The following is a 25321-nucleotide window of genomic DNA, read 5'->3' as shown; positions in this document are numbered from 1 at the left end:
GCGTTTCACCAGAAAAAGAGGTTGGCCGCCGCCGAGGGATCGCCCCGGACCAAGCCGATCGCCGCCGCGAAAACGCAGGCGAAAATGAAACCATCCAGACGGTCCATCACGCCGCCATGACCGGGAATGAGCTGGCTCGAATCCTTGACGCCGAAGCGGCGCTTCACGGAGGATTCGAACAGATCTCCCATTTGTGAGATGCCGGCCGCCGCCAGTCCGACCAGAAACACCTGAACGCTAGCAAGCGCCGGGCCGCCGCCGAGATAGGCGGTCGCAAGGCCGAGCAAGGCGCCGCTGACGACGCCGGTGATCGTGCCCGACCAGGTTTTCCCGGCGGAGACGCGGGGCCAAAGCTTGGGACCGCCGATCAGCCGCCCGCCAAAATAGGCGAAAATGTCGGTTCCCCACACGATTGCGAAGAGGAAGGCGATCGCCAGAATTCCGAAGTCGAATGATTCCCGCAGCCAGCAGACCGAAAAGGCCAGCGCCCCGGCATAGACGACGCCCCCGGCCGCCCAGGCCCGCCGCGCCGGCCCGGCCAAAACGGCGGCGGTCGCTGCAAAAAAGAGGATATCCAGAGCCGCATAGCCAGCGAGCCCGTTCCGCCCGAAAGCCGCCGCCGTCGCCGTCGCCACGCCGCCGGCGGCGACTCTTGCGACGCGACGCTCGCCGCCAATCAGCCCCTGCCACTCCCAGTTCACGGCAAATGCCGCCACGAGCCAGAAAGCGGCGAAAATAGCGCCCCCGAAATAGAGCGTCGCCACCGCCGCCGCGACGAGGACAACCGCAGAAGCGACGCGCGGCCCGAGATCGGCGAAGCCGCCGCTTTTTTCCTTGGACAGCGGGCTCGTCATGACGCCGTCTTGGCGCTGCGCGGCGACTCGACCCGGCCAAACCGGCGCTCCCGATGAGCGTATTCCTCCAAAGCGGAGACCAAAGCGGCCTGATCGAAATCGGGCCACAGGATCGGCAGGAACACGAATTCGGCGTAGGCCGCCTGCCACAAAAGGAAATTCGAGAGCCGCTGTTCGCCGGAGGTGCGGATGATCAGATCCGGGTCCGGTATGTCGGCGGTGTCGAGGCGCGCGGAGATGGCGTCGGCGTCGATTTCATGCGGCGCAAGCCGCCCCTCCGCCACCATCTCGGCGAGCGCGCGCGCCGCCGCCGCAATTTCCTGCCGCGCGCCGTAATTGAAGGCCACGACGAGCGTCAGCCCGGTGTTGGCCGCCGTCACCTGCTCCGCCTCCTTGAGCAGGGCCAGAATCTCCGGCGCGAGATCCTCGCGCGCGCCAATAACGCGCACCCGCACGTTGTTGTCGTGCAGCTCGGACAGGTCGTTGCGAATGAACCGATGCAGCAATCCGAGCAGGCTCTGCACCTCTTCACGCGGGCGCGACCAGTTCTCCGCCGAAAAGGAATAGACCGTGAGATAGGAGATACGGAGCTCGATCGCAGCCCGGACGGCCCGACGAAGCGCCTCGACGCCGCGGCGATGGCCCTCGAAGCGCGGCAGGCCGCGGGCCGCCGCCCAGCGGCCATTGCCGTCCATAATGAGCGCGACGTGGCGCGGGACAATCGTTATGCCGAGCGTGGTCGTCGCCATCTCCAAAAAATCGCCTTCCGCCATATGTCGTTCCGAATCGCCGGCCGATCTCAGCAATGGAGGCAGACGGTCGCCGCCGCGCTCGCGTCTCCAGCACGGCCCTTAGACCTGCATAATTTCCTTTTCCTTGGCGGCCAGGGCCGCGTCGATTTCCTTCACAGAGTCGTCGGTCGCCTTCTGCACCTCGGTTTCGTGCCGCTTGCCGTCATCCTCGGGAATGGCGTGATCCTTCAACAACCTCTTCAGCGTGTCGATGCCGTCGCGCCGGACATGGCGCACCGCGACGCGGGCCTCTTCCGCATATTTATGGGCGACCTTCACCAGCTCCTTACGGCGCTGTTCGTTGAGCTCCGGCATGCGGATGCGCAGGATCTGGCCCTCGACGGTCGGCTGCAGACCGAGATTGGCTTCGCGAATCGCCTTGTCGACGGCGATGACCAGCGCCTTGTCCCAGACTTGGACGGCGAGCATGCGCGGCTCCGGCACGCTGACGGTCGCCACCTGATTGAGCGGCGAGATCTGCCCATAGGCGTCGACATGCACGGGGTCGAGCAGGCTCGCGGCGGCGCGGCCGGTCCGCAGGCCGCCGAACTCATGTTTCAGAGTTGCGATCGCGCCCTGCATGCGGCGCTTCAAATCCGCCAGATCGAATTTATCCGTCATGACCTCTACAACCTGCTTTCGTCGCCAGCAGCGCGAGGGCGCGCGCCCGGCCGGCGTGGTTTCTCAACTGGCCCGCGGACGCGCAGGTCCGCGATCAAAGCCCCTTATGGCATGTTTTTAGGCGTCGTGCGCAAGTTAAAGACGCGCGGGCTTATGGCGCGACGAGGGTCGAACGCCCACCCCCGGCCAGCACCGAGGCGATCGCGCCGGGTTCGCCGATCGAAAAGACGATGATCGGAATTCGATTTTCCCGCGCCAGCGCGAAGGCGGCCGTGTCCATGACGGCGAGATTTTGGGCGATGGCCTCGTCATGGGTCAAGCGCTCGTAACGCTTGGCCGCGGGATCGCGCTTGGGGTCGGCGGTGTAGACGCCGTCGACCTGGGTCGCCTTCAGCACTGCGTCGGCCGAAAGCTCGGCCGCGCGCAGCACGGCGCCCGTGTCGGTCGTGAAGAAGGGATTGCCGGTGCCGCCGGCCGCGATCATCACCCTCCCCTTGGCGAGATGATGCAGCGCCGCGCGGCGCGAGAAGGATTCGCACAGCGAGGGCATCGGCACGGAGGAGAGGCAGCGGGCCGGGCGCCCCTGCATTTCGATCGCTTGCTCGAGCGCCAGCCCGTTCATGACGGTCGCGAGCATGCCGATCGAATCGGCGCGCGCCCGCTCGATGCCCGTATCGGCGCCCTTGATGCCGCGGAAGAAATTGCCGCCGCCAACGACCACCGCGACCTCGTGGCCGTTCTCGGAGGCCGTGGCCAGGTCCTTGGCGATGCGCTCCAGCGTCGTCGCGTCGAGGCCATAAGGCAGCGATCCTTGCAGCGCCTCGCCGGAAAGCTTCACGACCACGCGTTTATATCGCTTCGAGGCGTGGTCGGACATGACGGGTCTCTCTGATGGCTTGGGCGGGGGCGCGACTTAAATACGAATGGCGCGCCCCCGCCGCAAGTGACCCTTTCGAATCTCCAAAGCGAAAGGTTACGGTCCGACCTCGCCGCCTGTCGCCCCGAACACCTGCCCCGTCGCATAGCTCGATTCCGCCGAGGCCAGCAGGACGTAAAGCGGCGCAATCTCCGCCGGCTGGCCGGGGCGGCCGAGCGGCGTGTCGCCGCCGAACTGGGTGAGATGCTCCTGCGTCTGCCCGCCTGAAGGTTGCAGCGGCGTCCAGAACGGGCCCGGCGCGACGGCGTTGACGCGGATGCCCTGCTTGGCGAGCTGCTTGGCCAGTCCCCAGGTGAAATTCAGAATGCCGGCCTTCGTCACCGCATAATCGAGCAGATGCTGCGACGGCTCATAGGCGTTGATCGAGGTCGTATTGATGATGGTCGAACCGGGCCGCATATGGGGAACGGCCGCCTTGGTGATCCAGAACAGCGCATAGAGATTGGTGCGGAAGGTCCAGTCGAGATCTTCCGTGGTGATCTCCGTGATCGATTCATGCACATGCTGGCGGGCGGCGTTGTTGACCAGAATATCGAGCCCGCCGAGCTCGTTCACGGCGTCATCGACGAGACGCTTGCAGAACATTTCGTCGCGAATGTCGCCAGGAATGGGCGCGGCCTTGCCGCCCGCGTCTTCGATCAACGCCACAACCTCCCGGGCGTCCTCCTCCTCTTGCGGAAGATAATTGATCGCGACATCGGCGCCCTCGCGCGCGAAGGCGATCGCCGCCGCGCGGCCGATGCCGGAATCGCCGCCCGTGAGCAGCGCCTTGCGGCCCTTGAGCCGCCCCGAGCCGCGATAGCTCTTCTCGCCGTGATCGGGCAGCGGAGTCATCTTGCAGGCGAGGCCCGGCCAAGGCTGCGGCTGCTTCTCGAAAGGCGGCTTGGGATAAAGCTCGCGCGGATTTTTGAGCCCGTCCCCCTGCGTCTGCATATCCGGCAGGGGGGCGGCGCTCTCTATGCCGGTTACCGAGATATTCTCCCGGATCGCTTCCGTAATCGATTGTCCCTGCGCAGGCATTGAACCCTCCCGGCGCCCCGCCAGCAGGGCGAAACGCGGGGGATGAAGGGAATGTTTCATAAGGCCGTCACGAGCCCGGCGGCGCCGACGAGCATCAAGCTCAGCGCCCAAACCAGGTCGAGGTTGAACCAGCTCCTGGAGATAAAACTTGGGCCGAGCCAGCCGTGGACAAGGAACGCAATCAAGCCGCCAGCGGTCACCATCGAGACCACATGGAGGAGCGAAACCAGGACCGCGGTTGCAAAGTTGCGCCCCATCAGGCTCGCTAGTCCCTGATGGGCCGCGTCGACCTCTCCCGCCGAGCAAAGGCCAAGATAGATGGGCAGCAGCATCAAACCGGCCCCATGCGCGATCGCGATAGCGAAGGACCACAGCGCAAGCTGCGTGGGCCTGATTCGGGCGAGCGCGCGCGGATGTCGCCGGTTGACGAGGCGGTAGGCGCCATAGGCCATCACGCCGACGCCGACGCCGATCCTGATGACGCGTCCCCATTCCACCAGCGCGGTCATCAGCGCGAAGGGCAGCAGAATGACCAGCATGGCGGCTAAGTGCCCGGCCGCAAGCGACGCAAGCGCCAAGGCGAGGTCCCAGCGCCCCCTGCCCATCAGGCCGGCTGAAACGGCCAGAGGCCATCCCATGCCCGGATTAACGCCGTGGTAGAGGCCGCTGGCGACCACGGCCAGCCAAAGGTCAGCCGTGCTCCATTGAACGTGGCCCACCTTCAGACGGACGGATAGCAGAAGGAGTCGGTCGAGCAGTCGCCGCCTTCCAGGCGTATTTGGTGCGACCTGTATCCATCCGGAAATTCAACCCAAAATTCCTTGTCTAGTGTGACGCCGCCATCGGTCCCGACGTCGGCTTTGACCATCGCGCCTGGCACTCCCTCAGGAAAGAACTGGTCGTCCCAGGTCGAATAGAGCGAGTTCGTCCAGTAGACCCGCTTCCCGTCGCGGCTGATCTCGATCATCTGCGGGCCGCCGGCAAATGCATCGCCATTCGGATGGGGCGTCCGTCTGACAATGCCGCCGATATGCGCCGAGCCAACCAGCTTGGGCGCCCTCGGGTCGCTGACGTCATACTGGCGCATCTCGCCCGTGCCCCAGCAGGACACATAGAGGAACCGATCATCGAGGGAGAGGTCGATGTCGGTGACCAATGGCGGAACGGCGGCGAAGGCCTGTAGCAATGGGGGGAGCTGATCTTTATCCGCCGGCTCGGGCGCAATGACGGCTGTCTTCTCGCAACGGAACGTGCCGCCCTCGCGCCACCAGGTCCAGATCGACCCCTCGAGGTTGGTCGTGTCCACCACGACGCCGACGAAGCCATATTCCTTTATCGGGTCGTGCGCCGGCCGGACTTCAAGGGCCATCTGATGGTTGGCGCCAAGGTCAATTGTTTGGACGTTGCGTCGCGCGCGCAGATCCCAGAAATGGAGTCTATGCCCATATTTGTTGCCGAGCAGATCGTCGGGAACCAGGCCGTTCTCGAACTGCGGCGGCAGCCCCCATTCGCTCGTCACCATGTAATCCCGCGGGAGGTTCCACCAGAAATCGTAATGCTTGTCCTGCGGCCCTCGGTCGATCTCCCAGCGGCCCAGCACGTCGAATGTTTCGCAATCCATGATGAAGATACCGGGCGGGCTATCGGTCCCATCCGGTCCGCCGCCGCCGAGGGTGGAGACATAAATGCCCTCCGGCCCGCAATGGACCGTGTGCGGTCGCGAATAGCCGGTCTTGTGGAAGACTTCCTCCGGCTCGATGATCTTGTGGATCTTTGCCTGCGTGGGGTCCGGCTTGGTGTCGATCACATAGATCCGCGACGACCGCAGACCTGGGATGATGAGGTAGCGGCGTTCCAGAAAGGCGTGGCCCGACATGGGCGACAAGGCGGATGAGCAGGCGTTCCAGCCGAAATGATGAAATTCATCGCCCTTATTCGGCATCATCACCGTGTGGACGATTTTTCCATAGGACGAAGAATTTGAGTCGACGTCGACCACGCCCAGGCAGTCGGGCCGCGACAAATCGGGACTGAGCATCAGGACGTAGGCATATCGCTCAGGGGGCGCTTCCATCGCCAGCTTGGGGGTGGCGTGGAAGGTGGGGTCCGGACGGATCGTCATTTTTCTCCCTCCGTGATCCGGCCTCCCAGCCGAGGCGGGAGCGTGGTCGCCGGATTAAACAGTTCGGAGATAACGCCCGTTCAGGCGCCCGCAATGGCTCATCAGCGCGGCGCCGACTTATGCGCCACAGCGAGCATGTCTGCTTGGGCTGAAAAGCAACCAAGCGTTAGACCAACAAAAAAGGCCGAGGTTGGAGCCTCGGCCTTTTAGTTTCTGTTCATTACGCCTTGCGAAGCGCCCTCCCCTTTAAGGGAGGAAATGGCGTGGAAGCCCGTTCTGGCTCAGCCCTTCGCAGCCGCCGCGACTTCCGCGGCGAAATCGCTGGTCTGCTTCTCGATGCCTTCGCCGAGCGCATAGCGGACGAAGCCCTTGATGGCGATCGGCGCGCCGGCCTTGCCTTCGAGCTCCTTCACCGCCTGGGCGACGGTCTTGCCATTGTGCTCGGGGTGGTTCGAGGGCTGGTCGAGCAGGCAGACTTCCTTGGCGAAGGTCTTGACGCCGGACTCGACGATCTTCGCCAGCACATTCTCGGGCTTGCCGGCGTTCTTCTCGCGCAGCAGATTGGCCTCGCGCTCGACAATCGCCGGGTCGAGGCCAGAGGCGTCCATCGCCTGCGGATTGGCCGAGGCGACATGCATGGCGATCTCGCGCGCGAGCTTGGCCAGCACTTCCTTGTCGCCGGTCGATTCCAGCGCGACGATCACCGCGATCTTGCCCTGGCCGTCGACGACCTGGCCGTGCACATAGCGGCCGACGACGCCGTCGGACACCGTCAGCGCGGCGGCGCGGCGCAGCGTGAGGTTCTCGCCGATCGTGGCGATAGACGTCGTGATGTTCTCGGCGACCGTGCCGCCGCCCGGATAGGCCTCTCCGCCGAGCTCAGCGGCGTCGGTCTTGCCGGTCGCCAGCGCCACTTCGGCGATGTTCTTGACGAGCGTCTGGAAGTCGGCGTTGCGGGAAACGAAGTCGGTCTCGGAGTTCACCTCGACGACGACGCCCTTCTTGTCGCCGGTGAGCGCGGCGACGAGGCCCTCGGCGGCCACGCGGTCGGCCTTCTTGGCGGCCTTGGACAGGCCCTTCTTGCGCAGCCAGTCGACAGCCGCCTCGAACTCGCCATCGGTGGCGGTGAGCGCGGCCTTGCAGTCCATCATGCCGGCGCCGGTGCTCTCACGCAGTTCCTTGACGAGGGCGGCGGTAATCGTGGCCATGGTCGAAATCCTTCTGTTGGGGCCGGCTGGAAGCCCGCGGCGACGGCTTCCCGGCTCTCGGGGGCTTTATGGCGACGGGCGCCGGCTCTGGATGAGCCGGCGCCCGAGGTAATGGCGAAAGATGACAGTCAGTCTTTAGGCGGACAGAAGCGCGCGCGCCTGATCCACCCAGCCGTCGCGGGCGATGCGGCCGCTGAGCTTGAGATCGGCGTCGACCTTTTCGACGTCGGCCGGCGTCATCGCGGCGATCTGCCAGTAATGGAAGACGCCGGCGTCGTTGAGCTTCTTGACGACCTGCGGGCCGACGCCATTCAGCTTGGCGAGATCGTCGGGCGCGCCGCGCGGCGCGGCGAGCAGCTCGAAGACCTCAGCCGACTCGTAAGCCTCGCCGCTTTCGGCGCCGGCCACGGCCGGCTCGACGGCCGGCGTCTCGGCTTCGCCGAGATCGACGCCCAGCGCGCCCTGGCTGCGGGAGATGCCGTCGATCGCGGCGCGGGCGATCAAGTCGCAGTAGAGCTGGATGGCGCGGCCGGCGTCGTCATTGCCCGGGATGGGATAGGTCACGCCATCCGGATCGCAGTTGGTGTCGAGGATCGCCACCACCGGGATCTTGAGGCGGTTGGCCTCCTTGATCGCGAGCTGCTCCTTATTGGTGTCGATGACAAAGATCAGGTCGGGCGTGCCGCCCATGTCCTTGATGCCGCCGAGCGCCTTTTCCAGCTTGTCGCGCTCGCGGGTGAGGAGCAGGCGCTCCTTCTTCGTCACGCCCTGGGCGCCGGCCGAGAGCATCTCGTCGAGCTTGCGCAGGCGATTGATCGAGCCCGAAATGGTCTTCCAGTTGGTCAGCGTGCCGCCGAGCCAGCGGGAGTTGATGTAATACTGCGCGCTGCGGCGGGCCGAGTCGGCGATCTGATCCTGCGCCTGACGCTTGGTGCCGACGAACAGCACGCGGCCGCCCTTGGCCACCGTGTCGGAGACCGTCTTCAGCGCCTGATGGAGCAGCGGAACGGTCTGGGCGAGATCGATGATGTGGATGTTGTTGCGCACGCCGAAAATGAAGGGGGCCATCTTCGGGTTCCAGCGATGCGACTGGTGGCCGAAGTGAGCGCCCGCCTCGAGAAGGCCGCGCATGGTGAAATCAGGAAGCGCCATTTTACTTTTCTCCGGTTGAGCCTCGGCGAAAGCAAGGTGAAGAGGCCGGAAACCGGCCACCGGAAACGACGTCTTGGATCAGACGCCGCATAACCTTCGCCTGTGGGATGCGCGCGCTTATATGCGAAGCGCCCGCAGGGAGCAATAGGGATCGCCGCAAGGTTTGCAAGAGGATTTGCAAGAAGGCCGCCCCGAGGCCGCCTGCCCGGGGTGGAAACAACCTGCGGCGGGGCTTCGGAGAGGCCTCTCAAAGGCCTCGAATCTTCGGGTTCCACGGCCTAAAAAAATTTTTTGTCCGCGACCAGTTGTCGCACATTAAGTTATTGATTATACGCTTTAATATCGCATTTTTGGCCGTCAAAATTAGGCTCTCCCCGCAGATTGCCAAGCGGTTTGAATCGGGCTAGGGTTACCTCGATGCGGCAAGCATTCTGGTAGAAAAAACAAACAGGGGGAAAACGCATGGCTGTCAACGTTCACAGCTCCGGCGACATCGGCAAGATGCTCATCTGGGTCGCCGCCTTCGTCGGCTTCGTCGTCGTCGCTCTTACCTGGGTTCCGGACTGGATCTCTCCCGAGGGCACCAACGGCACGGGCAACAACCGCGAGGCTCTCGGCACCGCCGGCACCGGCTCTACCGCGCGCATGATTCAGTAATACCCCTGCTGAACGACTTGCCGGGGGGTGATCTCCCGGTCTTGTCGTCTGGGAGCACGATCGGCCCGGCAACGGCGCAGATCGATTTGGAGCCGACGCTCTCGACTTGTTCGGGCGTCGGCTTCAGCATTTTTGGCCGCCGATCGCACTTTTGCGGGGCTGGCCGCGACCAAGCAGCCGGGCCGGCGCTGTCTCCTCGAGATGGAACGCCCGCCGCGGCCCTCAAACGGCAAAGGAAGCTGATGTCCCGAATGCGCGCCGATCTGTTGCTTATGGCGGTTTCGATCATTTGGGGAACGGCTTTTATCGCGCAGAAACACGCCAACGAGGCCATGGGGCCCATCAGTTTCGTCGGCGCGCGTTTTTTGGTTTCCTGGATGGCGCTGGCGCCGTTCGCCTTCTACGAGCGCAGTAACAAGGCTCGAGCGCGGTTGAGAAGACAGGATGTGGCGCTTGCGGGCCTGATCGGCCTCTGCCTGTTTGTCGGCTCCACTTTGCAGCAGACCGGCCTCGTCACGACCACGGCGACGAACGGCGGTTTTTTGACCGCCCTCTACGTGATTTTCGTCCCCTTCATCGTCTGGATGATTACGGGAGCCAAGCCGAGACCCGTGGTCTTGGGCGCGATCGCCGTGTCCGTCGCGGGGGCCTGGCTCCTGACGGAACATGGGCGTTTTCAGGGGCTCAACGGCGGCGACGCTTTGGTTCTGATCGCGGACGTCGCCTGGGCGGCCGGGATCAGCCTCGTTCCGGTCTTTCTGGCGCGCGCCGACCGGCCATTCTTCCTGGCTTTCGCGCAATATGGCGTCGCCACTCTTCTCGGCCTGATGATCGGGCTCAGCGTCGAGCCTGTCTCACAGGAGGGATTGGCCGTGGCGCTTCCGGCCATCCTCTATGCCGGCCTCTGCTCCGGTGGCATTGCCTTCACGCTGCAGATCGTCGCGCAAAAATATACGCCCCCGGCCGAAGCCGCTCTGATCATGTCGCTTGAGTGCGTCTTCGCGGCCTTGTCGGGCGCCGCGCTGCTCTCGGAACGCCTGACGGGCCCCGCCATCCTGGGCTGCCTTCTCATCCTGCTCGGCGTCCTTATGGTCGAGGCCGGTCCTGCCGCGAAAAATATCAAGCTGCGCAGCTACTTGCGGAAGTCCGTCCTCGGAAAGCGCCTTGGCGCCATCGCGCCTTACGAATACGCTTCGCCGCGAGCCGACTTCGAGCCGCCCAGATAGCTCCGATGGACCTGAACAGCGCGATCCGCTTTTCCGTAAGGCAAGTTTCGTCGGAGCTGTTTTCGGCAGGTTCGATTTTCTCGGTCTATTCGCTGGCGTCGTCCTTCGCTTTGGGTTTCGCCGCATTGGCTTATCGACGCTTGCGGCGCCGGGGGCGCGCCAATCTGCGGGCTGTTGCGCGCGCGATTTTCTCCAAGAATTTCGCGATGCGCGAGTCTGTTCACGCAGATCTGAAGCTCTTCGTTCTCAGCGTCATCTTCATGCCGGCGGTGATCGGCGGCCTCGTCATTTCGTCGAACGTCATTGCGATGGGCGTCAGTTCAGTCCTCGGCGAAGCATTCGGGCACATGGGGAACACAAGCTTCAGCGATTTGCAGATCAAGGCGATCTCGACCGTTATTTTGTTCCTGGCCTATGAGATTGGCTATTTTCTCGACCATTATCTCAAACATCGGGTTGCTTTCTTGTGGGAGCTTCACAAGCTCCATCACACGGCCGATGTCCTCACGCCGCTGACCAACTTCAGAAACCACCCGATCGACAACGTCATCTTCGGCTATATGCTTGCGACCTTCATCGGCGCCGCGTCCGGCACATTGCATTGGCTCTTCAACCGGCCGACGGATATGTTTGCCGTCGACGGCAAGAACATCCTCTTTCTCTGCTTTCTCTGGACCATCGGGCATCTCCAGCACTCGCAGTTCTGGATACCCTTCTCCGGCGCCTGGGGCCGCCTGATTTTGAGCCCAGCCCACCACCAGATCCATCATTCGAACGACCCGAGGCACTTCAATCGCAACCTCGGCAGCGTCCTCGCCGTGTGGGACTGGATGTTCGGAACGCTCGAGATCCCCACGGAGAAAAACCCGCACCTGACCTATGGCGTCGATGAAAAAGGCGTCGACCCGCATTCGGTTGCCGGCATGCTGCTGACGCCCGTGGTCAAATCAGCATCTGCGCTTTGGCGCGCGCTCGTCTCGGCGCCGCAGTTCTTCTTCAATGCCCGCGGCGCCGCGGTGGAGCGGATGCTACGACGCCAAGGCTGAGCTTTTTCGGTTTGAGTAGCTTGCGTTGGCGCTTGTCATTCCCGACCGGCCGAAGGCCCGATCGGGAATCCAGAGCCGCAAAAGCGCTGGTTTTGCTCTGGATTCCCGATCGCTCGCTGCGCGAGCGTCGGGAATGACACCGAACCAATCAAAGCGGAACTCATATTAAAATTCGATGCCTTCCTGCGCCTTCACGCCCGCCGCGAAATGGTGCTTCACAAGGGTCATTTCCGTGACGAGATCAGCGGCCGCGATCATTTCCGGCTTGGCGTTGCGTCCAGTCACGACGATATGGAGACCTTCTCGACGAGCGGCCAGTCTTTCCACAACCTCGCCCAGCGGCAGGTGCTCGTAGCGCAGCGAAATATTCAGCTCGTCGAGCACCAGCAGGCGAATCTCGGGATCATCCATCAGCGCGCAGGCCGTCTCCCAGGCGCGCCGCGCCGCGGCCTCGTCACGCGCCCGGTCCTGCGTCTCCCAGGTGAAGCCCTCCCCTAATGTGTGCCAGGAGACCTGCCCGAGCTTCTCCAGCATCTCGCGCTCGCCCGACCGCCAGCCGCCCTTGCCGAATTGCACGACGCCGACCTTCCAGCCATGGCCGAGCGCCCGCAGCGCCAAGCCGAAGGCCGCCGTTGACTTGCCCTTCCCAGGGCCGGTGTGAACCATCAGCAGGCCCTTTTGCGCGATCGTCTTGCGGGCGACCTCGGCGTCCTGCACGGCCTTGCGCTTTTCCATCTTCTCGCGATGGCGGCGCGCCGCGTCCTTTTCCTGCTCTTCTTCCAAGACGCGCTCCTTGGCGTTTGACGTAAAGGTGACGCGCGCATATGACTGAGCGTGACGGTCCTTCGCAAGGAGGCGAAAAGGGAACGCGGTGCGGGAGTCCCCAAAACCGCGGCTGCCCCCGCAACTGTAACCGGGAAGGCTGCGCCATCGGCCACTGAGCCAAAAGCTTGGGAAGGCGGCGCGGATGGAACCCGGAAGCCAGGAGACCTGCCGTCACTTGTCGGAATTATGCGCCGCCGGTGGGGCGGCAGGGAGACCCTTATGACGACCAAGACCGCCGCTATTCGTTCGATTTCCGGCTCTCGCGCGGAGACGCTGAAGGCCGCTTTCGTTGCTTTCGTCGTCGGCCTCGGCCTCGTCTATGGCGCGGGTTTCGCCAACTCCGAGACCGTGCACGACGCGGCGCATGATTCGCGCCACGCGCTCTCCTTTCCCTGCCACTGACCGCCTTTCACGCGACCCGTGATCGCGCGCCTGTTGGCGGCCGGCCTCATCGCCGGCATTGTTGCGGGCCTTGCGGTTGCGGGTCTGCAGCACATCACGACTACGCCGCTCATCCTCGCCGCCGAGGTTTATGAGGCGGCGCAGCACGCTCATGACACGGCCGAGGCTGCGGCCCCGGCCTTGGAGGGCCTGCGCCGCACGGCTGCGACAAGCCTCGCGACCATCGCCGTCTCGGCCGGCTATGCGCTGATCCTGCTCGCCTTCATGCTTTTTTCGGGAGAGTCGATCGGCCCGCGCCGCGCCGCGCTTTGGGGCGCCTGCGCCTTCGCCGCGACCGGACTTGCGACGAGCCTCGGCCTTGCGCCGCAACTCCCCGGCGCCGCCGAAACCGACCTTGCAGGCCGCCAAATCTGGTGGCTGGCCACCGCCGCCTCGACCGGCGCCGGACTTTTCGCTTTGCTGCGCCTCGACGCGCCTGCCGCCAAAATCTTCGGCGCCGCGCTGATCGTCGCGCCGCATTTCTTCTGGCCGACGCTCGCCACGCCGGAAAGCACCGTCCCCGCCGAGCTTGCCGCGCGCTTCGCCGCCGCCTCGCTCGCCGTGCAGGCCGCAAGCTGGGTGCTCGCCGGCACGCTCGCGGGGCTGGCCTGGCGTCTCATCTCGCGCGACGAAACGGAGGCCGCATGAGCGCCGCCAAAATCCCCGCGACCATCGTCACCGGCTTTCTCGGCGCCGGCAAAACGACGCTCATCCGCCATGTGCTGGAGAACGCCCGCGACCGCCGGCTGGCGCTTGTCATCAACGAATTCGGCGATGTCGGCGTCGACGGCGACATCTTGCGCGCCTGCGGCGTGGAGAACTGCCCCGAGGAAAATATCGTCGAGCTCGCGAATGGGTGCCTGTGCTGCACCGTCGCCGACGACTTCGTGCCGGCAATCGAGGCGCTGCTCGCGCATGAGAAGCGGCCCGACCATATCATCATCGAAACCTCCGGCCTCGCGCTGCCGAAGCCTTTGGTAAAGGCCTTCGACTGGCCCGCCATCCGCTCGAAGCTCACGGTCGACGGCGTGATCGCCGTCATCGACGGCAAGGCGGTCGCAGAAGGCCGTTTTGCCGATGACCTCGACGCCATCGCGCAGGAGCGCGCCGAAACCGAGACGATCGATCACGACAATCCGCTCGAAGAAGTCTTCGAGGATCAGCTCGCCTGCGCCGATCTCGTCATTCTTAACAAGACCGACCTCCTCGACGAATCTGAAGAAGCGACGGTCGCCGCGCAGCTTTCGCAAGGCGCGCGCGAGAGCGTGAAAGTCGTGCGCGCGCGCGACGGCCGCGTCGATCCGCTCGTGCTGCTCGGCCTCGCCGCGGCGGCGGAGGATGATCTCGCGAACCGCCCCTCGCATCACGACGCCGAGACCGAGCATGATCACGACGACTTCGACAGTTTCGTCGTCAGCATTCCCACAGTCTCCGATCCCGCCGCGCTCGTTACGAAACTCGTTGAAGCCGCACGCGCCCACGACGTGCTGCGCGTAAAAGGCTTCGTCGAGGTCGCCGGCAAGCCGATGCGTCTTCTCGTGCAGGGCGTCGGCGCGCGCGTTCAGCATCATTTCGACCGCCCTTGGAAGTCTGGCGAAGAACGCGCGAGCCGTCTCGTCGTGATCGGCGAAAAGGGACTCGATCGCGAGTCGATCGCCGCGATGCTCGCGCAGCCGTGAGGCGCCATGCATCTCCTGCCGCGCGATCTCCATAGTCTCGACGACGCCGGCGCGGCGACGGATCTCGGCCAGACTCCGGCCGACGTGGTCTTTCTGTCCTTTTCTGATTCAGAGCTGCGCCTGCTCGCGCGGCTGCATGCGCGCGGCGAGCAGCTTGCAAGCCTGCGCTGCGCGCCGCTCGCGCAACTGAAACACCCCTACTCCGTCGATCTCTATCTCGACACAGTCGCGCGCCACGCCAAGGTCATTTTGGTGCGGCTTCTCGGCGGCAAGGATTATTGGGCCTATGGCGTCGAGCAGCTCGAAGCCCTCGCACGCTCGCGCAATATTGCGCTCGCGATCGTGCCGGGCGATACGGTCGAGGATCTGCGACTCTCTCAGGCTTCGACGCTAGACGCCCAGGCCCTCAATCGCATCTGGCGCCTCTTCCAGGACGGCGGGCCCGATAATCTCCGTTCGTTCCTGGCCTATGCCTCGACGCTCGCCGGGCGCCCGGCCGATTGGCGCGAGAGCGTTCCGGTCGCCAATGCCGGCCGTTTCACGCAGGCCTGTCGCGCAGCCGAGGGCAAGGCGCCGCGCGCGACGATCGTCTTCTATCGCTCGCTTCATCTTGCCGACGACGTTGCGCCGATCATCGCGCTCGCAGATGCGCTCAATGATCGTGGTTTCGCCATTGACGCAATCTATGTCGCAAGCCTCAAGGAGCCCGAGAGCGAAGCTTTTATAACGCAGGCGCTCGACGCATTCGCTCCGGACATTATTCTCAACGCCACCGCCTTCTCCGCACGCCGCGACTCGGGCTGTGTGCTCGACCGCGCCGACGCGCCCGTCTTGCAAGTCGCGCTCGCCACCTGCACGCGAGACGCATGGGAAGCCTCCGCACGCGGCGCCAACGCCGCCGACCTCGCGATGAATGTCGTGCTGCCGGAGGTCGACGGCCGCATCTTCACCCGCGCCATCTCCTTCAAGGAAACGGCGCCGCGCGGCCCGGCCGAATTGGACGAGCCCCGCCATGCGCCGGAGCAGTCGCGCATCGCTTTCGTTGCGGAGCTCGCCGCGAATTGGGCGCGCCTGCGCCGCAAATCGAACGCCGAGAAAAGCCTTGCGCTGATTCTCTCCGATTACCCCGCGCGTCGCGGACGCAGCGGATATGCGATCGGCCTGGACGCCGAAGCGAGCGTCGTGGAGATCACCGCAGCGCTGGGCGACGCCGGCTACGTTGTAGAAGACCCTCCGTCATTGAGCGACGCCACGAACGCAGCGGAAATCCCCTCTCCCGCCTGCGGGAGAGGGTGGCCCCTGCGTAAGCAGGGGTCGGGTGAGGGCCGCCCTCATCCGACCTTTGCTGACGCAAAGACCACCTTCTCCCGGGAGAAGGAGGGATCACGATCAATCATTCGTGCGCTCGAAGAAAACTCGTATGTCATCGAGTTAGCGCTCACCGACTACACGCGCCTACTCGAAACGCTTCCCGCAATCTTCATCGCAACTCTCAACGACGCATGGGGCGCGCCACAAGACGACCCCGCGGTCATCAACGACGCCTTCCGCTTCTCCTGCCTCATCAACGGCAATCTCGTCATCGCCCTGCAGCCAGATCGCGGCGCGCGCGCGGAGCGCTACGAAACCTATCACGACATGCAGCGGCCGCCGCGCCACGCCTATGTCGCCTTCTATCTCTGGCTGCGTCACATTCGCAAAATCGACGCGCTCATACATCTTGGCGCCCATGGCACGCTCGAATGGCTGCCGGGCAAGTCCGTGATGCTTTCGCAGGAGTGCGCGCCCGAAGCCGTGCTGGGCCCTACCCCGCTCATCTATCCTTTCATCGTCAACGATCCCGGCGAAGCCGCGCAAGCCAAGCGCCGCACGAGCGCCGTGACCATCGGCCATCTCACGCCGCCGCTCGTCGAGGCCGAGCTTTTCGACGCCGCCGCGACGATCGAGACGCTGCTCGACGAATATGCGGCCGCGGCGTCGCTCGATCCACGCCGCGCGCGCCTTATCGCCGGCGCCATTCTCGACGAAGCCGAACGCAGCGGGCTCGCGCAGGAATGCGGCGTAACGCGCGAGACCGACATCGCCGAAACGCTGACGCGACTCGACGCCTGGATGTGCGATCTAAAGGAAATGCGCATCGGCGACGGGCTGCATGTCTTCGGCCACGCCGACGACGACGCAACGCGCAACGCCTGCGGGCTAAGCGAACGCAAGGCGCTCCTCGCCGCGCTTTCGGGCCGCTTTGTCGAGCCGGGCCCGGCCGGCGCGCCGTCGCGCGGCCGCGCCGACGTCATCCCCACCGGCCGCAATCTTTTCTGCATCGACCCACGCCACGCGCCGACGCAAACGGCTTACGACATCGGCCGGCGCGCCGCGCATGAAGTGATGACGCGCCATGCGCAAACGCATGGCGAATTCCCGCGCCGCATCATGCTCGATCTCTGGGGCAGCGCGACGATCCGCACCGGCGGCGAGGATTTCGCGCAGGCGCTCGCGCTTCTCGGCGTCCGGCCGACATGGGATCACCAAAGCGCACGCGTCATCGGCTTCGAGATATTGCCGGAGGCAAAGCTCGATTTTCCGCGTGTCGACGTGACGCTGCATGTCTCGGGCCTATTCCGCGACATGTTTCCCGGACTCATCGCCCTCTTCGACGACGCCGTGCGCGCGGTGGCGGCGCTCGATGAAGACGCTGGTTTCAATCCACTCAAGGAAGCGCAAGACCTCACACGCATCTTTGGCGCGGCGCATGGAAACTACGGGCTCGGCGTCAGCGAGACGATCTTGCGCGGAGAGTGGTCGTCGCCGGACGATCTTGCCCGCGCTTATCTTCAAGCCGGCGGCCATGCGCTCGACCGCGCCGGCGAAAGTGCGCCCGCTTATGACGCGTTCAGCGCGCAAGTCGCCGGCGCCGACGCTCATGTCCATGCGCAGGACATGGCGGAAGTGGACGTGCTGACCGGCCCCGCCTTCGCTGATTTCGAAGGTGGCTTTGCGGCGGCCAACAAGATGCTCGGAGGCGACGCTGCTCTCGTGCATCTCGACGCGACGCGGCCGGAGCGCCTGACCGCGCGGCCGTTGCAAGACGAGATCGCCCGCGTGCTGCGCATGCGCCTCGCCAATCCGCGCTGGCTCGAAGGCCAGATGCGCCACGGCCATCGCGGCGGCGCGGAGATCGCGGAAGGCATCGACAATCTTTACGCCTTCGCGGCGACAAGCGGGCTCGTCAGCGACGCGCAATTCGACCTCGCCTTTTCAACGACGCTCGGCGACGACAAAGTACGCGATTTTCTCACGCACGAAAATCCGCGCGCCCTGGAGGCAATCGCACACGTCTTCAACGAGGCGCTCTCGCGTCAACTGTGGCGCACTGGCCGGAACAGCGTACGCAGCATTTTGGTGAGTGTCGGAGGGACCCATGCAGCCGACGCCTGAGATCAAAGGCTGGTGCCCAGGGGCCTACGCCCCCATGGCGAGCAATGACGGTCTGCTCATCCGCGCGAAGATCGTGGGCTCACGCATAGGCGCTGCGCAGCTTGCAGCCGTCGCAGCGATTTCCGCCGATTACGGCAATGGCCTTGTGGATCTCTCGCAACGCGCGCAGCTGCAGATCAGAGGCGTCAGCGAGGCAACTTTGCCCGGGGCTCTACGCAGACTCGACGCCGCATATCTGCTTCCGCGCGACGCCGCGGCCGAGCGCGTCACCAACATCATCGCTGCGCCGCTCTCTGACGACGCCAATGCGATGGCGCACGAACTCGCCGACGCCATCCAGGCGGATCAGGCGCTCCGCGCCCTCCCCGCCAAATTTCTTTTTGCTATAGACGGCGGAGCACTGCCGCTGTCGAACGTCGAAGCGGATATTCGCCTTTCCGCCGTCCAACTGAACAACGTTGCGATAAGCGTAGCGGGAGCCGACGACCTCGCGATTATCGTCGATCGAACCGAAGCCGTCGCCACCGCGCTCAAGCTCGCGCGCGCCTTTGTGGCGCTCCGCAACGGCGCCTTCGAGCTGCGCCGTATGGGGCGGCTCGTCAAAGCGTTTGGAGCCACTCGCCTGTTTAGCGAAGCCGGGCTCGTCGCAGCGCGTTCGCGGCGTCCAGAGTCTGCGCCGCGCCCATTCCTCGGCGCGCAAGAAGCCGGCGGCCTCTGTTTCGCCGGCGTCGCCGCGCCGTCGGGCCGTTGGCGCGCAAGCGCGCTTGAAGAGCTTGCGTCGCTCGCCGCGTCGCAAGCAGGCGACGAATTACGCCTCACGCCCTGGCGCGCCATTCTCATTCCCGCGCCATCGGCCGACGCAGCGCGAAGCATCGTCGCCGCCGCCCGCGCGCTCGACCTTATCGTCTCCCACGAAGACCCGCGCCTTGCCGTCGTGGCGTGTCCCGGCGCGCCGGAATGCCCGCAGGCGCGCGGCGATACGCGCGGCGCTCTTGCGCGGCTCGCGCCGCTGGCGCAAAAGCTTGCAGGCAAGGATGGCGTCGGCCTTCATATCTCCGGCTGCGCGAAAGGCTGCGCGCGGCCCGGAAACGCGCCGGTGACGCTTATCGCCGATGACGGCCGCTTCAACCTCGTCGACACGGGCGGCGCGAGCGACGCGCCACAGTCGAAGGGGCTCGACATCGACGCCGTCGAAAGCGCGCTCGCCGCGCGCGCAAGGGAACATCTATGTCAGACGCATTGAGTTACATCCGCGACGGCGCGGCGATCTATAAGCGCTCCTTTGCGATCATTCGCGCGGAGGCGAATCTCGCGCGCTTCACGCCGGAGCAGGAAAAGGTCGCCGTGCGCATGATCCACGCCTGCGGCATGGTGGAGCTCGCTGACGATATCGACTTCTCGCCAAGTTTTGTGTCGGACGCCAAAGCCGCGCTGCGCAAGGGCGCGCCCATTCTCTGCGACGCCAATATGGTCGCGCATGGCGTCACGCGCGCGCGCCTGCCGGCGAATAATCCCGTGGTGTGCACCCTCGCAGACCCCGCTGTTGCGGCGCTTGCCGCGGAACTCGGCACAACCCGCAGCGCCGCCGCGATGGAGCTGTGGCGCGATAGGCTCGATGGCGCCGTCGTTGCGATCGGCAATGCGCCGACCTCCCTCTTCCGCCTGCTCGAAATGCTCAATGAAGGCGTTGCGCGCCCTGCAGCGATCATCGGCATGCCAGTGGGCTTTGTCGGCGCGGCGGAATCGAAAGAGGCGCTTGCTGCCGATAAGCGCATTCCTTTCGCCATCGTGAAAGGCCGCAAGGGCGGCAGCGCCATGGCCGCCGCCGCCATCAATGCGCTGGCGAGCGACGCCGAATGAGCGTGCTTCCCATAACCTCGCAACAAGGCGCCACGAAACTCGGCGCGCTGATCGGCATTGGGCTTGGCCCCGGCGATCCTGAGCTTGTGACGGTGAAAGCCGCCCGCCTCATCGGCGAAGCGAAAACGATCGCCTATTTCGCCAAGCGCGGCCGCGTGAGTCATGCGCGCACAATTGCCGAGCGCTATGTCTCGAAAGGCTGCGAGGAGCTGCCGCTCCTCTATCCGGTGACCACGGAGATTGCCTTCGACGCGCCCGAATACGTCTCTGCGCTTGCGGGTTTCTACGAAGAAAGCGCGAAGCGTCTCGCTGCTGTGCTCGAACAGGGCCGAGACGTCGCCCTGCTCTGCGAAGGCGATCCGCTGCTCTACGGCTCCTTCATGCATATGTTCACGCGGCTTCAGCAGCGTTTTCGCGTCGAGGTTTGCGCAGGCGTTTCCGGCATGTCCGGCTGTTTCGCCGCAGCCCGCCAACCCATGACATGGGGCGACGATATTCTCACCGTCATGCCCGCGACGCTCGATGAAGACGCGCTTGCCGAGCGTCTTGCTGCGACAGACGCCGCCGTCGTCATGAAACTCGGCGGCAACTTCCCGAAATTGCGCCGCGCCATGACGCGCGCAGGCGTCATCTCCCGCGCCATTTACGTCGAGCGCGGGACCATGGCGGGCGAGAAGATTATGCCCTTCGCTGAAAAGCGCGACGACGATGCGCCCTATTTCGCCATGGCGCTCGTGCCGGGCCAGGGTCGCCGTCCATGAGCGGGATACTCTATATCGTCGGCCTGGGGCCGGCCGATGAAAAATGGCTGACGCTGGAGGCGCAAGAGGCGCTCGCACAAGCGCAGGACATCATCGGCTACGACCCCTATGTCGCCCGCGTGCTCATGCGGCCCGGACAGATGCGACTGGCGAGCGACAATCGCGTCGAGATCGACCGCGCGCGTGAGGCGCTCGCGCGAACGGCGCAAGGCCGCGTCGTCGCGGTCGTCTCTGGCGGCGATCCGGGCGTTTTCGCCATGGCGGCGGCGGTGTTCGAAGCTGTCGATCACGGCCCGAAGGAATGGCGCGCTCTCGACATTCGCGTGCTGCCCGGCGTCTCGGCGATGCAGGCGGCGGCAGCGCGTCTCGGCGCGCCGCTCGGCCATGATTTCTGCGCCATCTCGCTTTCGGACAATCTCAAGCCATGGAGCGTGATCGAAAAGCGGCTGGAACATGCGGCGCGCGGCGACTTCGTCATCGCGCTTTACAACCCCGCCTCGCGCGCGCGGCCGACGCGCATCATAGACGCCTTTGCGCTGCTGCGCCGCTTGCTTCCCGGCGAAACATTTGTGAGCTTCGCGAAGGCGGTCGGCCGCGAAAAGGAAGAGATCATTCTCACGCGCCTCGATGAAGCGGACACATCGCTGATCGACATGTCGACGCTCGTCGTCATCGGGGCGAGCGGCACGAAGCGCATCGCGCGCGACGGCGCGCGCGACTGGGTCTATACGTCGCGAAAGGCCGAGTGAATGGAGAAATGGCTCTCCATCATCGGCATTGGTGAAGATGGCGTCGAGGCGCTGGCGCCAGCCGCGCGCACGCTGATCGAGCAGGCGACACTTATTGTCGGCGGCGCGCGCCATCTCTCGCTCATAGGTGAAAGCAAGACCGAGCGCCTGCAATGGCCCTCGCCGCTGACTGACGCCATTCCGCCTATTTTGGCGCGGCGCGGCGCACCGGTCGTCGTGGTCGCCTCTGGCGATCCCTTCTTCTATGGCGTCGGCGATCTCATCTCGCGCCACGTCGCGCGCGACGAAATCTTCTGCATTCCCTCGCCTTCCGCCTTCTCTCTCGCCGCCGCGCGGCTCAATTGGAGCCAGCAGGACTGCGCGCTTGTCTCACTGCATGGCCGCGCCTTCGAGCGCATCACACCCTATCTCCAGGCGCGCGCGCGCATCATCGCGCTGTCATGGGACGAAACGACGCCGGGGCGTCTCGCCGAGCATTTGACAAAGCTCGGCATGGGCGCTTCGCGACTCTTCGTGCTCGAACATCTGAGCGGCTCGAAGGAACGCGTTCGGGAGAGTCGCGCAGACACATTCGATCTGCAAGACATTGCGGCGCTCAACACTGTCGCGATCGATGTCGTCGCAGAGCCCGCCGCACGCATCATTCCCCGCGCGCCTGGCTTACCCGACGACTGGTTCGAGAACGACGGCCAGCTCACAAAACGTGAGATCCGCGCCGTGACACTCTCCGCGCTCGCGCCGCGCAAGGGCGAGACGCTGTGGGACATCGGCGCCGGCTCGGGCTCGATTTCGATCGAATGGATGCTGAGCGATCCCGCCAACCGCGCCATTGCGCTGGAGCGAGACGAAACGCGCGCCGCGCGTATCGCGCGCAACGCAATCGCTTTGGGCGCTCCCGATTTGGAGATCGTGAAAGGCGCCGCTCCACAGGCGCTGGAAGACCTTCGCTTGCCCGATGCGGTCTTCATCGGCGGCGGCGCCAATGAAGCGACGATGGAGGCCGCATGGCGCGCGCTTCCTTCGCAAGGCAGGATCGTCGTCAACGGCGTGACATTGGAGACGCAGGCGCTTCTCACGCAGGCGTTCGAAGCCAAAGGCGGAGATCTTACACATTTGCAGATTTCTCGCGCCCGTCCGGTCGGCCGCTTTCATGCGCTCGATCCCGCCATGGCGGTGCTGCAATGGCGCGCGGTGAAGCCATGAGATACGCCGCCGGCATTGGCGCGCGCCGCGGCGTCGCGGCCGAGGCGATCATTGATCTCGTGCGCGCCGTCGCCGCGCAATATGGCGCGCCGCTTTCCGAGATCACGCTCTGCACGCTGGAAAGCAAAGCGGATGAGCGGGGTCTGCATGAGGCCGCAAAGACGCTCGGCGTCGCGCTTGTTTTTCTACCGCTCGATGCTTTGAAAGCGCGCAAGGGCGCCGCGCCCACCCATTCGCCCCGCGTGCAAGCGATGTTCGGCGTGGGCAGCGTCGCCGAAGCCGCCGCGCTCGTCGGAGCAGGCCCCGGAAGCCGCCTGTTGGGGCCGCGCATCGCCACGCCTTACGTCGCCTGCGCGCTCGCCATCAGCGCCGAGGAAAAAGAATGACCGTGCATTTCATTGGCGCCGGCCCCGGCGCCGCCGATCTTCTCACGCTACGCGGCCGCGATCTCATCGCGCGCTGTCCTGTCTGTCTTTACGCCGGCTCGCTCGTGCCGGCGGGCGTGCTCGCCCATTGTCCGGAGGGCGCGCGCATCGTCGACACCGCGCCCCTCTCGCTCGACGACATCATTGCGGAAATGAAGGCCGCGCATGACGCCGGCCACGACGTGGCGCGGCTGCACTCCGGCGATCTCTCCATCTGGAGCGCCGTCGGCGAACAGACGCGCCGTCTGCGCGCGCTCGGCATTCCCTATACGATGACGCCGGGCGTCCCCGCCTTCGCCGCCGCGGCAAGCGCACTCGGGCGCGAGCTGACGCTGCCGGAAGTGGCGCAATCTGTCGTGCTCACCCGCACCTCGGGCCGCGCCTCGGCCATGCCGGAGCGCGAGAAGCTCGCCACCTTCGCGCAGTCCGGCGCGACGCTCGCGATCCATCTCTCCATTCACGTTCTCGGCCGCGTCGTCGAAGAGCTCACGCCGTTCTACGGCGCGGACTGCCCCGTCGCCCTAGTCTATCGCGCCTCCTGGCCCGAGGAGACGATTATCCGAGGCCCGCTTGCGAACATTGAAGCCCGCGCCGCCGAGGCGCCGATGGAGCGCACGGCGCTGATTCTCGTCGGCCCCGCGCTCGACACCGAGGACTTCCGAGAAAGCGCCCTTTACGACGTCGGCTACGATCGCCGCTTCCGGCCGCGAGGCGGCGTATGAGCGCTCCGGGCATATTGATCGCGGCGGCGCGATCGGGCTCGGGCAAGACAACGCTCGCGCTCGGCCTGATGCGGGCGCTCACGCGGCGCGGGATGCGCGTCACCGCGGTGAAATGCGGACCGGACTATATCGACCCGGCCTTTCACGCCGCCGCGACGGGACGCGAGGGAATCAATCTCGATTCCTGGGCCATGGAGCCTGGCTTGATAGCGGCGCTTGCCGCGAGGGCGGGCGCGGAAGCCGACATCATCATCGCCGAAGGCGCCATGGGGCTTTTCGACGGGGCGCCCGAGGGCGCCGGCGGCACAGGCGCCAGCGCGGATATTGCCGCGCTGCTCGGCTGGCCGGTGCTGCTGGCGCATGACGCTTCCGGCCAGGCACAGACCGCGGGCGCTGTCATCCGAGGTCTCGCCTCCCATGATCCGCGTGTGAAAATCACCGGCGTCGTGGCTAATCGCCTCGGCAGCGACCGGCATCGCCGTCTGGTGGCGGAGAGCGTGGCGGCGCTTGGGCTTCCGCTTTTTGGCGCCCTGCCCCGAAACGACGCCGTCAAGCTGCCGGAGCGGCATCTGGGGCTCGTGCAAGCGCGAGAAACGGAAGGGCTGGACGCGCGGCTAAACGCTCTGGCGGATTTTGTCGAAGCCCATGTCGATGTGACTGCAATCGTCAAAGCCGCGTCAAGCGCGCCGCAGGCCGACGACGCATCCGCTATGCCGAAGCCCCCGGCGCAACGAATTGCCGTCGCGCGCGATGCGGCCTTTTCCTTTTTCTATCCCCATCACGCGCAAAGCTGGCGCTCGCAAGGCGCAGAGCTTGTCTTTTTCTCCCCCCTTGCCGACGAGCCGCCGCCGCAAGACGCCGACCTCTGTTGGCTTCCCGGCGGCTATCCGGAGCTCCATGCCGGCGCGCTCGCGCCGGCCGAGTGTTTTCTCTCTGGCCTGCGCCGCTTCGCCCAATCCAAGCCGGTCCATGGCGAGTGCGGCGGCTATATGGTTTTGGGGCGTCTTCTCACCGACGCCGACGGGCGCGCGCATCTGATGGCGGGATTGCTCGAGCTGGAGACGAGCTTCGCCAGCCGCAAGCTTCATCTTGGCTACAGAATCGCGGTTCTTTCGGCGGATCACTGCCTCGGTCCGAAAGGACGCATTTTACGGGGGCATGAATTCCACTACGCTACGGTCACGCGCGAGGAAGGCGAGGCTTTCGCGCTGGTGCGGGACGCCTATTCCCCCACGCAATCGCCTTCCGGCCGACGCGCGGGCTTGGTCTCCGGGACCTTTTTTCACGTCGTCGGCTGAGTTTCCCCCGAGACAAAAAAAGGGGCCGCCGGAAAGCCAGCGGCCCAAGTCAAGGGAGGAAACGCCCAAGGAGGGCTACGAGAGCGAGAACCATCTCGCTGTCGTCTCACTGTTGTATTGCTGCATTGCACAAGTGTCAAGCCGATTTTTGCTGCAGCGCTCCCAAGAGCCCGCGCATTTTGTCGCGGCGCGGCGAAAAGGCTTTTTATTACAGGGATCTGCTGGGGAAACGTAAGCTTGGATGCGGGGGCAGGATTTGAACCTGCGACCTTCAGGTTATGAGCCTGAC

25 protein-coding genes and 1 riboswitch are annotated in these 25321 nt (G+C 65.1%); of the genes, 15 read left to right on the top strand and 10 right to left on the bottom strand.

Annotation, left to right across the window (positions count from 1 at the left end):
* Nucleotides 1-5: 5 nt before the first annotated feature.
* The 9 genes from JJT62_RS14960 to JJT62_RS14920 form a co-directional block, all read right to left on the bottom strand.
* Nucleotides 6-854, bottom strand: a complete 849-nt coding sequence (locus tag JJT62_RS14960; RefSeq protein WP_202073585.1) for a CDP-archaeol synthase — start codon at nt 852-854, stop codon at nt 6-8.
* Complete coding sequence (locus JJT62_RS14955; RefSeq protein WP_246744924.1) at nt 851-1627, bottom strand: isoprenyl transferase; 777 nt, start codon at nt 1625-1627, stop codon at nt 851-853. Before JJT62_RS14955 ends, JJT62_RS14960 begins: the two co-directional genes overlap by 4 nt.
* A gap of 78 nt (nt 1628-1705) precedes the next feature.
* Nucleotides 1706-2266 (bottom strand): ribosome recycling factor, encoded by a 561-nt coding sequence (gene frr, locus JJT62_RS14950; RefSeq protein ID WP_202073584.1) that lies wholly within the window; start codon nt 2264-2266, stop codon nt 1706-1708.
* 151 nt (nt 2267-2417) lie between these two features.
* Entirely contained in the window at nt 2418-3143 is a 726-nt protein-coding gene (pyrH, locus tag JJT62_RS14945; protein ID WP_202073583.1) for a UMP kinase, read from the bottom strand.
* A gap of 96 nt (nt 3144-3239) precedes the next feature.
* The gene (locus JJT62_RS14940) at nt 3240-4136 is read right to left on the bottom strand and encodes an SDR family oxidoreductase (protein WP_246744943.1); all 897 of its coding nucleotides are present in this window, start codon (nt 4134-4136) and stop codon (nt 3240-3242) included.
* 143 nt (nt 4137-4279) lie between these two features.
* The gene (locus JJT62_RS14935; RefSeq protein WP_202073581.1) at nt 4280-4942 is read right to left on the bottom strand and encodes a hypothetical protein; all 663 of its coding nucleotides are present in this window, start codon (nt 4940-4942) and stop codon (nt 4280-4282) included.
* Between the two features lie 2 nt (nt 4943-4944).
* A complete protein-coding gene (locus JJT62_RS14930; protein WP_202073580.1) occupies nt 4945-6345 on the bottom strand; it encodes a selenium-binding protein SBP56-related protein in 1401 nt (466 codons plus the stop codon).
* A 281-nt stretch (nt 6346-6626) separates the two neighbouring features.
* Nucleotides 6627-7553, bottom strand: a complete 927-nt coding sequence (gene tsf / locus JJT62_RS14925; RefSeq protein ID WP_202073579.1) for a translation elongation factor Ts — start codon at nt 7551-7553, stop codon at nt 6627-6629.
* A gap of 135 nt (nt 7554-7688) precedes the next feature.
* Entirely contained in the window at nt 7689-8705 is a 1017-nt protein-coding gene (locus JJT62_RS14920; RefSeq protein WP_202073578.1) for a 30S ribosomal protein S2, read from the bottom strand.
* Nucleotides 8706-9167: 462 nt separating this feature from the next.
* Here JJT62_RS14920 and JJT62_RS14915 point away from each other — a divergent pair, with 462 nt between their 5' ends.
* The 3 genes from JJT62_RS14915 to JJT62_RS14905 all read left to right on the top strand — a co-directional run bounded on the left by JJT62_RS14915 (nt 9168) and on the right by JJT62_RS14905 (nt 11634).
* Nucleotides 9168-9362, top strand: a complete 195-nt coding sequence (locus tag JJT62_RS14915; protein WP_202073577.1) for a hypothetical protein — start codon at nt 9168-9170, stop codon at nt 9360-9362.
* Nucleotides 9363-9604: 242 nt separating this feature from the next.
* Entirely contained in the window at nt 9605-10588 is a 984-nt protein-coding gene (locus tag JJT62_RS14910) for a DMT family transporter (RefSeq protein WP_202073576.1), read from the top strand.
* A 5-nt stretch (nt 10589-10593) separates the two neighbouring features.
* Nucleotides 10594-11634 carry a sterol desaturase family protein gene (locus JJT62_RS14905; protein WP_202073575.1) on the top strand — a complete coding sequence of 347 codons (1041 nt, stop codon included), beginning with the start codon at nt 10594-10596 and terminating at the stop codon, nt 11632-11634.
* 165 nt (nt 11635-11799) lie between these two features.
* On the opposite strand, the gene cobO is transcribed toward JJT62_RS14905, so the two are convergent.
* A complete protein-coding gene (gene cobO / locus JJT62_RS14900) occupies nt 11800-12417 on the bottom strand; it encodes a cob(I)yrinic acid a,c-diamide adenosyltransferase (RefSeq protein ID WP_202073574.1) in 618 nt (205 codons plus the stop codon).
* A gap of 38 nt (nt 12418-12455) precedes the next feature.
* A riboswitch (cobalamin riboswitch) is annotated at nt 12456-12647 on the top strand.
* A gap of 31 nt (nt 12648-12678) precedes the next feature.
* Between cobO and JJT62_RS14895 the strand changes: the two genes are divergently transcribed.
* The 12 genes from JJT62_RS14895 to JJT62_RS14840 are packed head-to-tail and all read left to right on the top strand — an operon-like array spanning nt 12679 to nt 25032.
* A complete protein-coding gene (locus JJT62_RS14895; protein WP_202073573.1) occupies nt 12679-12861 on the top strand; it encodes a CbtB domain-containing protein in 183 nt (60 codons plus the stop codon).
* Between the two features lie 18 nt (nt 12862-12879).
* A complete protein-coding gene (locus JJT62_RS14890) occupies nt 12880-13548 on the top strand; it encodes a CbtA family protein (RefSeq protein ID WP_202073572.1) in 669 nt (222 codons plus the stop codon).
* The gene (cobW, locus tag JJT62_RS14885; protein WP_202073571.1) at nt 13545-14579 is read left to right on the top strand and encodes a cobalamin biosynthesis protein CobW; all 1035 of its coding nucleotides are present in this window, start codon (nt 13545-13547) and stop codon (nt 14577-14579) included. Before JJT62_RS14890 ends, cobW begins: the two co-directional genes overlap by 4 nt.
* 6 nt (nt 14580-14585) lie before the next feature.
* A complete protein-coding gene (gene cobN / locus JJT62_RS14880) occupies nt 14586-18014 on the top strand; it encodes a cobaltochelatase subunit CobN (RefSeq protein ID WP_202073570.1) in 3429 nt (1142 codons plus the stop codon).
* The gene (gene cobG / locus JJT62_RS14875) at nt 17998-19257 is read left to right on the top strand and encodes a precorrin-3B synthase (RefSeq protein WP_202073569.1); all 1260 of its coding nucleotides are present in this window, start codon (nt 17998-18000) and stop codon (nt 19255-19257) included. Before cobN ends, cobG begins: the two co-directional genes overlap by 17 nt.
* On the top strand, nt 19242-19874 hold the full coding sequence (locus JJT62_RS14870) for a precorrin-8X methylmutase (protein WP_202073568.1): 633 nt from the start codon (nt 19242-19244) through the stop codon (nt 19872-19874). Before cobG ends, JJT62_RS14870 begins: the two co-directional genes overlap by 16 nt.
* The gene (locus JJT62_RS14865; RefSeq protein ID WP_202073567.1) at nt 19871-20635 is read left to right on the top strand and encodes a precorrin-2 C(20)-methyltransferase; all 765 of its coding nucleotides are present in this window, start codon (nt 19871-19873) and stop codon (nt 20633-20635) included. The genes JJT62_RS14870 and JJT62_RS14865 overlap by 4 nt, the downstream gene beginning before the upstream one ends.
* Nucleotides 20632-21384 (top strand): precorrin-3B C(17)-methyltransferase, encoded by a 753-nt coding sequence (gene cobJ / locus JJT62_RS14860; RefSeq protein WP_202073566.1) that lies wholly within the window; start codon nt 20632-20634, stop codon nt 21382-21384. The genes JJT62_RS14865 and cobJ overlap by 4 nt, the downstream gene beginning before the upstream one ends.
* Complete coding sequence (gene cbiE / locus JJT62_RS14855) at nt 21385-22587, top strand: precorrin-6y C5,15-methyltransferase (decarboxylating) subunit CbiE (RefSeq protein ID WP_202073565.1); 1203 nt, start codon at nt 21385-21387, stop codon at nt 22585-22587.
* Entirely contained in the window at nt 22566-22973 is a 408-nt protein-coding gene (locus JJT62_RS14850; RefSeq protein WP_202073564.1) for a cobalamin biosynthesis protein, read from the top strand. The genes cbiE and JJT62_RS14850 overlap by 22 nt, the downstream gene beginning before the upstream one ends.
* Complete coding sequence (gene cobM, locus JJT62_RS14845) at nt 22970-23734, top strand: precorrin-4 C(11)-methyltransferase (protein ID WP_202073563.1); 765 nt, start codon at nt 22970-22972, stop codon at nt 23732-23734. The genes JJT62_RS14850 and cobM overlap by 4 nt, the downstream gene beginning before the upstream one ends.
* Nucleotides 23731-25032: a cobyrinate a,c-diamide synthase gene (locus tag JJT62_RS14840; protein WP_202073562.1), complete on the top strand. Its 1302-nt coding sequence runs from the start codon at nt 23731-23733 to the stop codon at nt 25030-25032. The genes cobM and JJT62_RS14840 overlap by 4 nt, the downstream gene beginning before the upstream one ends.
* Nucleotides 25033-25321 lie beyond the last annotated feature (289 nt).

It is taken from the genome of Methylocystis sp. Sn-Cys, assembly GCF_016745395.1.
In the GTDB taxonomy this organism is placed as follows: Bacteria; Pseudomonadota; Alphaproteobacteria; order Rhizobiales; family Beijerinckiaceae; genus Methylocystis; species Methylocystis iwaonis.
The sequence above is the reverse complement of the archived record's forward strand: the minus strand, read 5'-3'. Positions and strand labels throughout refer to the sequence as shown.

Coding starts and splice junctions, on each gene's coding strand:
- cbiE (WP_202073565.1), top strand. CDS start 21,385: ATGGAGAAATGGCTCTCCATCATCGGCATTGGTGAAGATGGCGTCGAG.
- cobJ (WP_202073566.1), top strand. CDS start 20,632: ATGAGCGGGATACTCTATATCGTCGGCCTGGGGCCGGCCGATGAAAAA.
- JJT62_RS14955 (WP_246744924.1), bottom strand. CDS start 1,627: ATGGCGGAAGGCGATTTTTTGGAGATGGCGACGACCACGCTCGGCATA.
- JJT62_RS14840 (WP_202073562.1), top strand. CDS start 23,731: ATGAGCGCTCCGGGCATATTGATCGCGGCGGCGCGATCGGGCTCGGGC.
- JJT62_RS14870 (WP_202073568.1), top strand. CDS start 19,242: ATGTCAGACGCATTGAGTTACATCCGCGACGGCGCGGCGATCTATAAG.
- JJT62_RS14940 (WP_246744943.1), bottom strand. CDS start 4,136: ATGCAGACGCAGGGGGACGGGCTCAAAAATCCGCGCGAGCTTTATCCC.
- cobW (WP_202073571.1), top strand. CDS start 13,545: ATGAGCGCCGCCAAAATCCCCGCGACCATCGTCACCGGCTTTCTCGGC.
- frr (WP_202073584.1), bottom strand. CDS start 2,266: ATGACGGATAAATTCGATCTGGCGGATTTGAAGCGCCGCATGCAGGGC.
- JJT62_RS14910 (WP_202073576.1), top strand. CDS start 9,605: ATGTCCCGAATGCGCGCCGATCTGTTGCTTATGGCGGTTTCGATCATT.
- JJT62_RS14895 (WP_202073573.1), top strand. CDS start 12,679: ATGACGACCAAGACCGCCGCTATTCGTTCGATTTCCGGCTCTCGCGCG.
- cobM (WP_202073563.1), top strand. CDS start 22,970: ATGACCGTGCATTTCATTGGCGCCGGCCCCGGCGCCGCCGATCTTCTC.
- cobG (WP_202073569.1), top strand. CDS start 17,998: ATGCAGCCGACGCCTGAGATCAAAGGCTGGTGCCCAGGGGCCTACGCC.
- JJT62_RS14905 (WP_202073575.1), top strand. CDS start 10,594: ATGGACCTGAACAGCGCGATCCGCTTTTCCGTAAGGCAAGTTTCGTCG.
- JJT62_RS14920 (WP_202073578.1), bottom strand. CDS start 8,705: ATGGCGCTTCCTGATTTCACCATGCGCGGCCTTCTCGAGGCGGGCGCT.
- JJT62_RS14930 (WP_202073580.1), bottom strand. CDS start 6,345: ATGACGATCCGTCCGGACCCCACCTTCCACGCCACCCCCAAGCTGGCG.
- JJT62_RS14960 (WP_202073585.1), bottom strand. CDS start 854: ATGACGAGCCCGCTGTCCAAGGAAAAAAGCGGCGGCTTCGCCGATCTC.
- tsf (WP_202073579.1), bottom strand. CDS start 7,553: ATGGCCACGATTACCGCCGCCCTCGTCAAGGAACTGCGTGAGAGCACC.
- pyrH (WP_202073583.1), bottom strand. CDS start 3,143: ATGTCCGACCACGCCTCGAAGCGATATAAACGCGTGGTCGTGAAGCTT.
- JJT62_RS14915 (WP_202073577.1), top strand. CDS start 9,168: ATGGCTGTCAACGTTCACAGCTCCGGCGACATCGGCAAGATGCTCATC.
- JJT62_RS14850 (WP_202073564.1), top strand. CDS start 22,566: ATGGCGCGCGGTGAAGCCATGAGATACGCCGCCGGCATTGGCGCGCGC.
- JJT62_RS14865 (WP_202073567.1), top strand. CDS start 19,871: ATGAGCGTGCTTCCCATAACCTCGCAACAAGGCGCCACGAAACTCGGC.
- cobN (WP_202073570.1), top strand. CDS start 14,586: ATGCATCTCCTGCCGCGCGATCTCCATAGTCTCGACGACGCCGGCGCG.